Below are 12,987 nucleotides of genomic sequence, written 5' to 3'. Positions count from 1 at the left end.
ATCTTCTTACTTTTATTATTTTTATTGAGACCTGTGGTTTATTGGTAACTAACTAAAAACCCAGTGCTCTCTTCCTTGCAGCTGTTTTGCTGGTATGCCTTTAGAGTGACATTCATCAACCAACATTTTTGACTGAACCAATTGCTCGTCATCCTCGTTGTAAGAGATCCCCATGAAATAGCCAAACCAAGGTTCAATGCCCAAAGCATAGACGTATACACTTTTCGCATTGAACGCGGCAGCAATGCTTGAAGCGGCTTTGTAGTCTGAACCGTTAAAACGTCTACTTTCGTTGACTTCACTCGAAACTGGCGAAGTCAACAACGCGCCGTATAACCATCTTAGCGGCCCGCCAGTGCACTCCATGCCGATGAACAACACATCAACATCGCCATACAAATCGTTGAGCCTTTTGTACAAATAGGGGTCTATGTTGGACGAATCGGCTGCTGCCATGATCTTTTTGCCTTTGGACTCTATGAGCCATGCAGATTTGCTGCGAATATTGACGTCTGCATGCTCACCAAGAAATGGCATTGCAGTTATTGTGATGTCTTCATGATCAAAGGTATCTAAATCTTCTACTTCAACCACATTTGAAAAACCCAGTGCATTTAGCATCAGCTTCATCGATGGGTCAGCTAACATACCTGAGTTACTCTTAGGAACCGCAATTTGCTTAATTTTGTGCTTGAGCTGCAATAGGGTTTCAATGCATAAATGATCCATGTGCGTATGAGTGACCATCACACAATCGATGGAGTCTGGTAAATCATCAAAAGTGACTTTGTTTACTTCTTCATCGTTCATATATGCAAGAACAGGGTCTACCATCACAGTTGCACTTGCGGTTCTAACCATCAAACCAGCATGTCCAAGATAGTCGATCTCCACCTTACCCTGTTCAACGGGCTTTGCGGTTTTCTTTGGGGGTGTCGTGGTAAACAACTCTTCGAAACTTAAGCTTCCCTCAATATCGAGAGCCTCAAATTGAGCCGCGATGTCATCGAGCTCTTGCGGTACATCACGCATACTAAATAGCGTGTTCACAAAAGGATGATTAAGTGGAATATTGAGGTGCAAATGATCGTCATCAGCAAATCTTGGGGTCGATAATACAAACTTTCTTTCTGAGCTGTGCAAGCGACCTAGGCACACAGATTGGGCACACTCTTTATAATAGGACGTTTTATAAAATAGGCTTTCTATCAAGCGAAATGACGGCTGGTTATTCAAGTCATAACATAGCTCTACAAGACCACGAAGCGGATCAGGTATTTTTTCATAAAGAGGCTCAAGTGACATGCCTTTTGCCTCTGACAATAACATCTTGTCCAGTTCACAGATGGCATCAACTAGCTCAAATAAATCACCATATTGGTCGCGAGATTTTGCAACCAGCTGCTTAACATCATCAACCTGAGATAACGGTAGATTCATCAGCGAGCTGCCGGTCATTGACTTTGCCTTGACTGATTTTGCGTGGATCTTTGCGTTCGCGACAAAAGATTTCATTGAACGCATATGCTGATTTACTAAATTCATAGCTGCTGTCGCTGGTGACATCAAATACGGCCACATAAACCACTTATTAAACAATGGTTCAAAATAAACATCAGGTCGTAAATAAACATGATTACTCATAAAATAAGACATCTCCATTTGTTGATTCTTGTAGTAACGGTGCCATTGCAGCTTTTTTTATTGAGGTTAGTTGCTGCAACCAGGTCACAAAAAATTGTTCAGAATAGGACTTCCAAAAATGCTTGGGGTCATTTAAATCGAAATTGACTGGCGGCACTGAGTTGGGGTTATTAGCGGCATCTCGTAACCACTCATTTAAAACACGGTTCGAAGTGTATTCGGGATGACCCAAACACATGGTGTTCATTTCATCCGTTGTTTGAAGCAGCGCATGAGGGTAACAATCGTTACCGGCAAGCACTGTCACAACACCATTTACTATTTGGCTGTGGACATCGCTTTCATTTAAATGTGCGTAAATGCTAAAAGGCATGGGAAAGCTTTGCTTTAAACACGAATAAGCACTATGACTGAACGACTGATTCTGCATGTCGTAGATGCCATTGTGCTTTTCTTCAATCACTTTTTTACCGATACCGATGGATTTAGCAATTGCCAACGCTCCCCAGCATATGCCCAGCAAAGGTATGCTGCGACGCTGCGCAGATTTAATGAGTGCGAGTAGTTCTTGCCAATAAACCACTTCTGAAAATGGCAATTTTTCAACCGGTGCGCCAGACACGATCAGTCCATCTAACTGGGTCGTTTCTATCACTTCTGAGTACAACGAATATGGAGGCTTAAGCGCCGCCGGTTGAGAAGCAGAGCTAGGTTTGCTGCTAAGCTTCAGCCAGTGTAGTTTTGTCGAAATACCCAAGCTTGAAAACAAAGTTTCAAGTTCACTTTGGTACTTGTCCAAATCCGGCATCAAATTTAAGATGCCAATATTTAATACAGTAGATTTATTTTTATACATTTTTTCAAACCTGTATTAGCTAGCGTTAAGATTACGGTGTTGGTGCTCGCGTTGTTCTATAACTTGCCCTGTCTCCATAAATATCAGTTTGTCTGCCACATCAAAAAACCTGTCGTCGTGACTGACTACTAGTACAGCTTTATTTTTGGCCCTCAACATTGGCAAAATATGACGATAAAAACGCTCGCGAAACTCTGGGTCTTGATCGGCTGCCCATTCATCAAATAAGTACAATTCTTTGTCTTCATAAATCGCAGAGATCAGCGCTAATCGCTTTCTTTGCCCATCGGACAAAGAAGTTTGTGAAAACCCAGAGCCGGTATATTCAACTTTGTGCGCCAACTCAAAATCTGCAATTAACTTGTTAACTTCTTTAATCTCTTGATGATCATTCTCATCAATTGAGCCGATTTTTTTAAATAGGTAGTAATCTGTGAATATCGTAAATATGCTTTGTCTAAACCCGTTTATATTTGCATCGTTTGCTTGCACATCGTCAAAATAGAGTGCGCCACTAGTAGGTTTGAAAAATAGTGATAACAGCTTGCTCAATGTCGACTTTCCAGAGCCATTTCCACCGACTAAAAACACAAGTTCGCCTTTAGAAATTGATAAGTTGACAGGCCCTACAAAAAAAGGAGACTTTTCGTATTGATATACCACATCTTTAAGCGTCAAGGTCTGCCATGGCTGTTGCTTTTCAACGGCTAAGGCATACCCCTCTGACTCCAATTCATCGTATAAAATATCGAGCTTTCTATATGAGATTGCCGCCTGCATAATGCTTGGAATAGCCGATAACAATGCCGCAATGGGCCCGGTTAGATACAGCATAATCATGACCACAGAGATCAATTGGCTATTACTTATTTGCTGATAATTGGAGTAGGCAAATACCACAGTGCCAATCACCAAAAAGCAGATCATTTCTCCATAATTACCCGTAATTGAGTAAACAATGTTACTTTTGGTAGAGTAATCTTTGACTTTTTCTTCAGCCTTTATCAATTCAGACTCAAAAAAGTCTTCTTTGAGTGTTGTGTTAACTTTTAGCTCTTTGGTGCCGTAGGATAAAGCTTCAAAAGATGCCTGTAACTTGTCTCTCCATTCCCTTGATCGTGTAAAATAGTTTCCCGCCAAAATAAGAGGCACTTGATAGGTGATCACGCCAATTAGCAGCGCAATGATCAAAAAATAAAATACTGAAGAATTGACCACCCACACATAAATCAGCATGCCGAAAATGGTGATCAGGTTAATAAATAACACTGGTGCTGACTGACCACCTCCGACAATATTGTTTATGTCAGTGGTTAACGCGTTGATTAGCCTTGCTGATCCGGTGTCTTCTAATTTATCAAGTTTACTTGCCAGCACCTTCTCATAGAGTTTTTTACGAAAAGATGTGGCAAATAAAAAGCTTGCCTTGAGCAAAATGGTCTGAGAGAGCACTCTGAATATCAAAATGGCAAAACACAGCGCTAAAAACAACCCAGCTAAGGCGACATTTGACACCTGAATACCCAGTACAACAGCTGTGTTACCGCTTTGATTCGCATTGACTAGATCTTCAATTCCGATCAATAAAATGGGGATAAGTCCGGTGTAAACAACACCCGCTAAGCCACCAAACACAAGTGAAACAAAAATCGAGTTTGGTGCATATTTGGTAATTTCTTTAATTACTCGCATAATTATTCCGCTGGCCTCAAATTTAGTGTGTACTGTGATTTTGATTCGGTACTTTTGATCAGTGTATTGGTGTGCATCATCGGCATCATGTCTGCGTAGTGCGCGCTATAAATATGACCAGATTGACCTGTGGAATTAATAAAGTGATAAGAAATATCAGGTGTCAGTTCAAAAACATGTCTGAAGGTTGCCCCCGCGTTTTGAATATAGCCATCATCTTCATCGAAACGATAGTTCGCCACATTAATTGTGTGGGGAGTACCATCACCGCTGATATAGGTTTTAAAGGACGACTTTAATGCTTCCATATCACCCAATGGACGGTGCGTATATTCACGACTGACAATCTCTGACCATCGCCAATTATCTGGATTTGAGCCCACAAGTTTTGTTAGTTCGGCTTGTGCTTTGTCAAAAGCTGAGTTAATAACAGCGATACACGTCTGTTGTTGCTGTGCTGATTGCTTAATACACCAATAAGGTTCTTCCTCCAATAACCTCAATAAAGTGCCAGTCTCCACACGGCTTACTAGGCTAGACACTCGGTCATCTAAAACGCTCCCTGTTCCAGCTAGTTTAAAGTGCGGCCTAACTAATTCTTCTCTAAGATGCTCAATAAATGACACGTATAACGCTGGGTAAGGGGAATCCGAAGACATATCACCATCCCAAGTCAGAAAACCTTTTCGAATCGCTTGTTCAGGGTTAAACCCATATTGTTCAATCAGAATACGTTGAAGGTGGCGTACATTGTCATCCACGACATCCAGTTGCATCACTCGGTTAAACTCAGCATCGACCTTTTGTCCATTGTCGATACGTTTTTTCAGGATACGCTTTATACGGTTTGCTCTTGTCGGCTCAGCCCAATCGCTGCCGACAAAATATGGATAGCTCGTTGGCAGATAATTTTCATTTGCATTGGCAATAAAACCTTCAGGTGGGTTGTAAATATATGGCATCTCTTCCCAAGGTACATAGCCTGTCCACGCGAATTGAGTATTCGGTACCGGTACTTTGCCTTGTCCCACCTTTCGAATTGGAATAAGGCCTGATGCACTCATGCCAATATTGCCCGCTCTGTCAGCGTAAAATACGTTTAATGAAGGTGACACTAAATGGCTTAAAGCACTTCTGAAGCTGTGCCAATCTTTAGCGTAGTTGAGCTGCAACAGTGCTTTTAAGCTCAAATCAGTAGCGTCTAACGCAGTCCATTTTAGCGACATACCATTTAGAGAACCCGGCACGTAATCAAGGATTGGGCCACTTTCAGTACGCGCTATAAAAAGTTCATACGGCGGTTGCTTTGTTCTCAACGCATCAGGAAATTCTGACTTGATATGTATTTGTTGAACTTCGATATCGAGTGGCTTCCAGCCTGTGCTCGATGCGTATTGGTTAGGCGAATTAGGATTAAACTCATGTAACACAACATCCTGTTTATCTATCGTAAAATTTGCGCCTCCCCAAGCTATATCTTCATTTTTACCAAAGATGACAAAAGGCAGGCCGGGGAAAGTCATACCAGCGCTGTTAATTTTGTCCCCTTTGATTTTTGCTGCATACCACATCGAAGGCAGTTCGATACCAAGATGCGGATCATTTGCCAAAATAGGCACGCCATTTGTCGTGTGTTCACCCGAAACAACCCAGCCATTACTGCCTAAATCTTTCTGTTTGCCAAATCGCTGAGCTTGCAATTGCGCATAGTTGCTTTCAATATCCAGCGAGGTTTGCTCAGCAAGAGAAGTAGAAATATGCGCTTGAGGAATATCGGGATAAAGCGCTCTGAAGTGCTGTTCAGGCAGCAAACTCATCGCTCTAACAGCATCTAACTCTCGAGATAAATTGAAGCTCAACATAAGCGAGAACAACTTGCCGATCACAATTGAATCAACGGGAGTCCAAGGTTTAGGCTCAACATTAAACAGCGAAAACTCGACGGGTAATTCGTCCGTTTGAGCAAGCCATGCATTATAACCTGCAGAAAAAGCCACCATTGCGGCCTTAAAATCATCGTCGTAATTTTCCCATGAAGCTTCCGCAACAGCGTGCAAACCTAGGGTTCTCATCCAGATATCTTGAGACAAGCTACTTCGTCCGAATATCTCGGCTGTTTCGCCTTTGCCCATTCGCCTTTGGACTTCCATTTGCCACATACGGTCTTTGGCATGCAAGAAACCCATCGCAAAAAATGCATCTGAGTCAGAATTTGCATCTATCGACGGCACCCCAAATTCATCAACAGTAACAGAAATATCCTGTTCAATACCTTGAACAGTAAAACTTGAATCCTCTTCAAATATTGTCGACTTCACCCAGGAGAATGTATACAGGACAGCCAGAATAAGAGGTAGCAACAGAAACACGCCTGTCCTTGACAGCATGGGGTAGCGGTTAAACATAAATTTAATCTCTTGATTTTTATTATTTTTATATAAGAACAGTGATTGACATGTGACAGTTCAGCCAATGCGAAGGGGGCTTGATCAACAAAATGAGACTAAGCTAAGAGATCCGTTTATAACTAAACGAACAACACTTTTGCCACTAAAAACCTTCCTTTTGCATATGAAAATCCATTTTCGCAACTAAAAAACCAACTGATCACCACTGCGTTATTATTTTCAATCTAGAACTCACTATTAACTCCTTAACATTTTGGTTCTAGATACCGTTATTATGATTAAACCAGTTATTACAATAGTTGCACAATTGAAACAGCATTGTCAACGAAGTAAACATCAAAAAAAACAGACCTATACCATTAAGAATAATGGATAATTTCGCCTGATTTTTAGCCGCACTGCACTAACAAAGGGCTGGAAAGGCATTCGCTAAAGTAAATTTTAAAAATGTTATTTTCACCCTCCTTGAAAATTATGAATGTTTTAATATTCTCAATAGAAATTCAGAAACCCATACACAAAAAACAAAACACCATTAAAACAATAAGATCAAATCAAAAACAAACAAGTAACAATGCCGTTGATAGGAGCGACCATGTCGTTTAGACATATAAAAACTCACCACAGACTGATACACAGCAGCGTTACATAGTCGAATCAAGCTGCCTGCACACGCCTGGCCACCATTTCTACAACCCAACATCAAAAGCCACAAAACTCGTTAATTAAAAGTATCAAAAAGAAACCACATCAAAATCACAACCCCATCTCTCCCTCGCCAAAGCCGATTTCAACGTAAATTAAAGCTAACCAAATTGTTGACAAAGTTAGACTTATGATAATAACATCACCCAATAGGTTACAGGTGCGTAAACTGGAATTTCTGACAGGTTTTCACTTGTGCAGAACATCAAACCTGGTTGTAGTAAGGCAAGAAGTGTGTAGCCAACTGGAAAATGCATTTCAGCAATAAGCCGCCCCTTATCCTCTAACCTATTGTTAATATTTTAGGAATAATAATTATAATAAGGAGCATTAAGTGCTTAAGTCCTTCCTGTCTATTAATCAGGTTTCAAGCCCCAGATTCAGGGTCTTTTGCTTTCCATATGCAGGTGGTGGTCACACCACATTTTCTGATTGGCCTGATTATATTGATAATGACATTGAAGTCCTTGTCGCCAGCTTTCCAGGGAAAGGAAAAAGGTTTTCTGAACCCGCTATAGATAATATGGAAGAACTAATTAATTCTTTGCTTCCTGATTTTAAACAACTCAGCGATGTGCCCTACTTATTTTTCGGCCATAGTTTGGGGGCAAGAGTTGCGTTTGCACTCGCCAAAGAATTAGAGCAATTAACAATTAGACAACCTCTACGGCTTGTCGTGTCAGGAAGCCCAGCACCGAATCCAAATGAAAATGTGCTCAAGCTGAGTGATAAACCTGACCATGAATTCATTGAAAAGCTTCATATTATTGGGGGGACCCCACCAGAAGTACTCGCACAAGAAGAACTTATGGAACTCATACTTCCCTCTATTCGAGCGGATTTCAAAATCGCAGAAGAATACCAAAGCCTACCCCACCAGCTCAATGTGCCAATCACCGTTTTTACAGGTAAAGAAGACCTAGATGTTAACCAAAGCAACCTATCTCTATGGCAAGATTTTAGTAAAATTCCCATAAGTATAAATCACTATGAAGGTGGCCACTTCTTTATTGAAACGCAAAAAAATCCACTTAAAGATCTCGTAACAATTATCAATGATAATGCAATAGAGCCTGAACAACTTGTTATATAAATAAACACCTTAAATAGAAAAAAATAATTTTATTTACCATATAACATAAAAACAAAAAGCATAATTATTTGATAACCCCCCTACTCACTATGATAGATTTGGAAATTAGTGAGGAACTCAAAGGTTCATTGAAATGGATATTAAAAAAGAAAAAAAGAAAAAGCCAAAAGTATCTAAACCAGTTATTGTCGCAGCGAGCTTAGCACTCATCGCCAGTGCATATATGTTAACAACCAAATCTGGAGCATCCGTAGATGGAGAGTCTATGGTTACCTCTAAAGTAGAAAAAGGTTTATTTACTGTAAAAGTTGAGGGGTTTGGCACCTTAATACCTAATGACCTCCGCGTATTGACGACCATGACTCCTGCCACGGTTAAAAAAATAGTCCAACGTCCAGGCGCAATTGTAAAACCGAATGACTTACTTGTCGTACTCGATAACCCTGAACTGCACCAGCAAGTACAAAGTGCACAAAAACAAATGTCCCAAGCCCAAGCAAATCTTAAGCAACTAGAACTCTCTCAAGAATTGGCAATGTTGGATGAGCAGTCAACGCTCAGTCGACTCAGCGCAGATATAGAAGCGATGGAACAGCAACATGAGGCTGAAAAGCAATTAGTTGAATCGGGTGTAGTATCTAGGCTCAATTATATAAAAAACCTTTCTACATTGAACAAACTCAAAGTTCAACATGACATTCAAACCACAAAAATCGCGACTTTAGAAAAAGTTCATGAGCAAAAAATTATTATTAGCCAACAACAAATGAGGCAAACTGAAGGCGAGCTACATATTGCACAAGAGCGGGTAAATCGCCTCGAAGTACGTGCTGATTCAAATGGGGTTATCCAACGTCTGTCTGTTGAAGAAGGGCAAAGCCTCACCACCGGGCAAGAAATCTTAATGATAGGAAGTAGCAATAGTCTGATGGCTATGCTTCAGGTGCCCCAAAGCCAAGCTCAATATATAGAAATTGGCCAAAATGCAGTTATCGATACATACCAAGACAAAATTAATGGCACGGTGAACCGAATCGTCCCCGAAGTACAAAACAATACGGTCACTGTAGAAATTGCCTTGCCTAACCAACTCCCTAAAAGCGCACGTCCTCAGCGTAGTATTGACGGACACATTGTCATTAATGAAATTGAAAACGCGCTATTTATCGAACACCCAAAAGACGCACGAGCATTTCAGCCTGCGATGCTGTATGCACTTTCAAATGACGGCCTAAACGCAACAAAGAGAAATCTTATGTTTGGCTATAGTAGTGGTAAATACATCCAAATTAATTCTGGAGCAAAAGAAAATGATGAGTTCATCATCTCTGATGTACCTACACAGGTCAAAGGGAAAGCGAACTTTGACATACAGTAGCCAGTAAAAAACAATAAAGGAAAACCCATGAACAAAGACATCAAGATTGAAATAAATCATGTGTCCAAGGTTTACGATACAGATCTTGTCGAAACACATGCTTTAAAAGACATTAATATTAAAATATACGAAGGCGACTACGTTTCTATATCTGGACCTTCTGGTGGGGGTAAGTCAACCCTGCTATCGATCATCGGCCTGTTAGACGAAGCCAGTGGTGGAGAGTTAAAAATTGAAGGTAAAGATGTCACATCACTTACCCAAGATCAGGCTGCAGAAGTAAGAAATACCAAGCTAGGTTTTATTTTTCAATCATTTAACCTAATCGAAGAACTGTCAGTATATGACAATGTGGCTCTGCCATTGACTTATCGCACAGACGGGCTTGCAGCGGAAGAAATTGATAAAAAAGTAACAGAATGCTTAGAAAAAGTTAGCTTGTCACACCGACTCGACCACTTTCCAAATCAACTCTCTGGTGGTCAGCAGCAAAGAGTCGCGATTGCCAGAGCGCTTGCCGCAGATCCCGCCATTTTATTAGTTGATGAACCGACAGGTAACCTTGACTCAACAACTGGTGATCAAGTCATGCAGCTTTTAGAGGAACTAAATGCGCAAGGTACTACGATTTGCATGGTAACTCACGACAGCAGATACGCGGACATGGCTAGAACTAAATACCAGCTAAAAGACGGGGTTTTGCAAGTTGAAGAGGAACAGTTGAGTGAAGCCGTATGAAGAATTCAACGTTAGTAGTCAAACAATCCATTAAGAGCCTGAGTCGCAAGCCAACCTTAATGTTTGGTGTCATTGCAACACTTGGCTTAACACTCGGCGCATTTATATCTGTTTTAACGCTTGCATACTACATGTTTCTCAAACCACTTCCCTACCCTGATCAGGAGAGATTAGTCACGGTTGAGTACAGAGCACTAAATGCGGAAGGGGGCGTGATGGGTAATGCATTTACCTACCCAGGCGCCATTGAAATCTACAAAAATAATGACTCTTTTGATGCTAGTGCACTGATGTTTTATGCAACCTCAGTGATGACATCGAATAGTGCCCAACCAACCCTTGCTACCACATCGGTGACACCTGAGTGGTTTGATATCACTAGTGCGAAAACGTCTTTAGGTCGCGTATTTACAGCTGATGAAGGATTGAATAGTCACATACCCCTAGCAGTTTTGAGCCACAAAACGTGGCAAGAAATGTTCAATTCAGATGAAAGTGTACTAGATCAAAGTGTGAGTTTTAATGGCATCTCTTACAAAATTGTCGGGGTTTTATCACCCGATTTTATTGAACCAAGGATCCGTGCAGATCAGTCATCTACAAGCGTTTGGCTAACTTGGGACCAAAACTCCGCAATGGCCAAAGAAACTTGGTCGTACATTGATGGTGGTATCGTCTACGTTGCGAAAGTAAAAGCAGGTGTGACAGCAGATATTGCCGCTCAGCAATCATCACCAAGAGCCAGTGAGCTTTTTAACCAAAATAATGTCGGTATTCCTTTTTTCAAAGGGTGGTCAATCGAGCTAATCGTCACTTCATTGAAGGATAAAGTATTAGGGGACAGCCAAAAAACGGTGACCATGTTGGTTCTAGGCGCTTTTGCACTCTTGTTGATAGCAATGGCTAACATCACAAACCTATTTATTTCAAGAACAATCGAACAACACCGAAAACTCGCAATCAACGCTGCTCTGGGTGCTAAAAAATCTCAATTGCATGTCATATTCTTACTAGAAGCAACATTACTCATGTTACCAGCGGCACTATTTGGTCTTGTTATTGCTTATGTGGGCATCGAGATCATGCAAACATTTTTCACTGACCTGCTTCCAAGAAGCAATGAACTCCAGCTCAATTTCATGAGCGTCATGTCTGCATTTGTACTTATGATAGTTCTGATACTCACTTTCTCTCGAGTAAATTTATCAATGATAAATTACAAAGAGCTAAGAGCCGCAATTCAATCAAGTGGTAAAGGCTCCGGTTTACAGGTGTCACAAAAAACTCGCTCCAGTTTAATGATTGCCCAAATTGCCATTGCAAGCATTATCATCTTCGCAACTTCAGTTCTGTTTTCCGAAGCCTATAAAAAAGTTAACCAACCTCTAGGCATGAAAATCGATGGCTTAATCAATGTCGACTTCTCACATATGGAAAAGCACTCTGTAAAGTGGGATGAAATGGCTGCACTACTCGTAGAAACGAAAGCCCAAATTGAAAAACTACCGCAAGTTGAATCTGTCACATTTGGTGAATCCCCACTGTCCTCTTTCAGTATGTGGGCCGCAACTGACGTCGAAACAAATGAAAACTATGTACCTATTGGCAATAGTGTTGATAACAACTATTTCAACACGCTAGATATTTCCTTCATCGAAGGGAAAGGCTTTGATCGAAGCGAACTCAATGGTGAGAGCAACGTGCTTGTTGTCAATCAGGGATTTGCTAAGCTGCTGGCTGGCAATGACAGTGCACTAGGTAAAAAACTCTTAGTAAGAAATAAAGAGCACGTCATTGTAGGTGTAATAGACAATATCATGGTGCCGGGCGCTGAAAATGATGCTGCACGTTTGTACACTCCTATGAATAAAGCAAGCCAGACCATGCTGATCAAAATTAAAGACAACCAGACACTTGATAGAACTGATATCGTTAACATTATTTATGGTATTGATTCGAAGTTGGCCGTGTTTGAATTTGAGTCACTTGCACAGACAAAATACATGTCTCAATTTGGCGAAATCGTCACCATTATTTCTACTCTCGCCATTTCTTTGATAAGCACAATCCTAGCTGGATTGGGTCTTTACGGTGTTCTCAATTACACCACGCAGATGAACAAATTTGAACTTGGCACGCGCTTAGCACTTGGATCTAAACGCAAACAATTAATTTTGTTTGTCTTTAAAAACAATTTTAAATCGTATGTTGTAGGAGTCTCCATTGCAACTGCTATGCTGATCATCGCTTATCTAATAGACCCTAACTTACTCTCTCAATATATAGGCTTTGAACTTGTTGCAATTGGCGTATACACACTTGCGCTGATTTTAGCAATTTCTTGGATTGCCTGTTATGTACCTTTGAGACCTATCTTAAATAGACCCCTTGTCTATAGCTTAAAATCAGGAGATTAACTAGCCCTATAGGTGAGTTGAATGACAAGGTTCAACTCGCCGAACCTCGATAAAAA

8 protein-coding genes are annotated in these 12,987 nt (G+C 40.8%); 4 read left to right on the top strand and 4 right to left on the bottom strand.

Features of this window, described 5'->3' with window-relative positions; translation table 11 throughout:
• Nucleotides 1-48 precede the first annotated feature (48 nt).
• Genes N483_RS24260 through N483_RS24245 form a run of 4 tightly spaced genes read right to left on the bottom strand, consistent with a single transcriptional unit; the run spans nucleotide 49 to nucleotide 6,597 of the window.
• A complete protein-coding gene (locus N483_RS24260) occupies nucleotides 49-1,644 on the bottom strand; it encodes an MBL fold metallo-hydrolase (protein WP_023398715.1) in 1,596 nt (531 codons plus the stop codon).
• Nucleotides 1,637-2,500 (bottom strand): homoserine O-acetyltransferase/O-succinyltransferase family protein, encoded by an 864-nt coding sequence (locus tag N483_RS24255; protein WP_023398714.1) that lies wholly within the window; start codon nucleotides 2,498-2,500, stop codon nucleotides 1,637-1,639. The genes N483_RS24260 and N483_RS24255 overlap by 8 nt, the downstream gene beginning before the upstream one ends.
• A gap of 15 nt (nucleotides 2,501-2,515) precedes the next feature.
• Complete coding sequence (locus N483_RS24250; protein ID WP_023398713.1) at nucleotides 2,516-4,192, bottom strand: cyclic peptide export ABC transporter; 1,677 nt, start codon at nucleotides 4,190-4,192, stop codon at nucleotides 2,516-2,518.
• Nucleotides 4,193-4,194: 2 nt separating this feature from the next.
• Complete coding sequence (locus tag N483_RS24245; protein ID WP_023398712.1) at nucleotides 4,195-6,597, bottom strand: penicillin acylase family protein; 2,403 nt, start codon at nucleotides 6,595-6,597, stop codon at nucleotides 4,195-4,197.
• A gap of 1,042 nt (nucleotides 6,598-7,639) precedes the next feature.
• Here N483_RS24245 and N483_RS24240 point away from each other — a divergent pair.
• The 4 genes from N483_RS24240 to N483_RS24225 all read left to right on the top strand — a co-directional run bounded on the left by N483_RS24240 (nucleotide 7,640) and on the right by N483_RS24225 (nucleotide 12,931).
• Nucleotides 7,640-8,398, top strand: coding sequence for a thioesterase II family protein (locus N483_RS24240; protein ID WP_023398711.1), 759 nt, complete (start codon nucleotides 7,640-7,642; stop codon nucleotides 8,396-8,398).
• Between the two features lie 133 nt (nucleotides 8,399-8,531).
• Nucleotides 8,532-9,776 (top strand): efflux RND transporter periplasmic adaptor subunit, encoded by a 1,245-nt coding sequence (locus N483_RS24235; RefSeq protein ID WP_023398710.1) that lies wholly within the window; start codon nucleotides 8,532-8,534, stop codon nucleotides 9,774-9,776.
• A 27-nt stretch (nucleotides 9,777-9,803) separates the two neighbouring features.
• Complete coding sequence (locus tag N483_RS24230) at nucleotides 9,804-10,514, top strand: ABC transporter ATP-binding protein (protein ID WP_023398709.1); 711 nt, start codon at nucleotides 9,804-9,806, stop codon at nucleotides 10,512-10,514.
• A complete protein-coding gene (locus N483_RS24225; protein ID WP_023398708.1) occupies nucleotides 10,511-12,931 on the top strand; it encodes an ABC transporter permease in 2,421 nt (806 codons plus the stop codon). The genes N483_RS24230 and N483_RS24225 overlap by 4 nt, the downstream gene beginning before the upstream one ends.
• Nucleotides 12,932-12,987 lie beyond the last annotated feature (56 nt).

It is taken from the genome of Pseudoalteromonas luteoviolacea NCIMB 1944, from assembly GCF_001625565.1.
Lineage (GTDB): Bacteria > Pseudomonadota > Gammaproteobacteria > Enterobacterales > Alteromonadaceae > Pseudoalteromonas > Pseudoalteromonas luteoviolacea_F.
The sequence above is the reverse complement of the archived record's forward strand: the minus strand, read 5'-3'. Positions and strand labels throughout refer to the sequence as shown.